This window comes from Thermus aquaticus, from assembly GCF_001280255.1.
Lineage (GTDB): Bacteria > Deinococcota > Deinococci > Deinococcales > Thermaceae > Thermus > Thermus aquaticus.
This window is the reverse complement of the sequence record NZ_LHCI01000082.1, coordinates 1-971: the sequence shown is the minus strand read 5'-3', so window position 1 is coordinate 971 and position 971 is coordinate 1. Positions and strand designations below refer to the sequence as shown.

Genomic DNA, 971 nt, shown 5'->3' with positions numbered 1-971 from the left:
CCTTTGCCCGGGCCAAAAGCCCTTTGGGGCCGGGCACACCTTCCCCTAAGGGCCTCTATGCCCCTCTAAGGGGCCTAAAGGGCCGGGGGTCGGTGTTCCCCCTTGCCCCCCTTCCCCCCGGGCCTTCTCGGGGCCTTAGAGCCCGGAAAACACCCCTTTCCCGAGGGGCAAGCGTAGGATGTCCTCCCGAGGTGAAGCCGTGGACCGGAACCTGGAGCGGGACACCGTGGAGCTCCTCCTGGAGACCCCCGAGCTGCCCCCGGAGAGGCGGGAGGCCCTGGCCCGGGAACTGGAGGCGGTGGTGGCCCGGCACCTCCCGGGCCGCCCCGTGCGCCTCCTCTCCGGGGTGGACGAAAGGGGTCGGCGCTGGCTGCGCCTGGTGGTGCCCCTGGGTCCTGCGGGGCGGGGCTAGGCCCACTGCCCCCCGGCCCCTTCCCACCCCAGCCGATACCATGAGGCCATGGACCAGGGCGACCTTCTGGCCCGCATCAGCGTGGACCCCGAGGTGAACCACGGGCAGCCCACGGTGCGGGGGCTCCGCTACCCGGTGAAGGTCCTCTTGGAGCTCCTGGCCTCGGGCATGACCCCGGAGGAGATCCTGGCGGACTACCCTGACCTGGAGTCCGAAGACCTCCAGGCGGTCCTCCTCTACGCGGCCAGGCTGGCCGAGGTGAAGACGGTCCTGAGGGTGGCGTGAGCGAGCCCCTCTTTTTGGTGGACGCCCACCTCCCCTTCCGCCTGGTGGAGCGCCTGCGGGAGAGGGGCTACGACGCCCTGCACACCCGCGAGCTTCCCCGGGGCAACGCCACGCCGGACCAGGAGATATGCGCCCTCTCCCTGCGGGAACGGCGGGTGGTGGTCACCAAGGACGGGGACTTCGTCCAAGACCTGCTCCTCCGAAAGGAGCCCTACAAGCTCCTGCTGATCTCCACCGGCAACATCCGCAACCGGGACCTCGAAGAGCTCTTCCT

3 protein-coding genes are annotated in these 971 nt (G+C 70.1%); all 3 read left to right on the top strand.

Features of this window, described 5'->3' with window-relative positions:
* Positions 1-199: 199 nt before the first annotated feature.
* Positions 200-412: a hypothetical protein gene (locus BVI061214_RS00535; RefSeq protein WP_231623782.1), complete on the top strand. Its 213-nt coding sequence runs from the start codon at positions 200-202 to the stop codon at positions 410-412.
* A 48-nt stretch (positions 413-460) separates the two neighbouring features.
* On the top strand, positions 461-697 hold the full coding sequence (locus BVI061214_RS00530) for a DUF433 domain-containing protein (RefSeq protein ID WP_003049653.1): 237 nt from the start codon (positions 461-463) through the stop codon (positions 695-697).
* The coding region (locus BVI061214_RS00525; RefSeq protein ID WP_053766904.1) for a DUF5615 family PIN-like protein at positions 694-971 on the top strand (278 nt) is incomplete at its 3' end. The genes BVI061214_RS00530 and BVI061214_RS00525, both read left to right, overlap by 4 nt.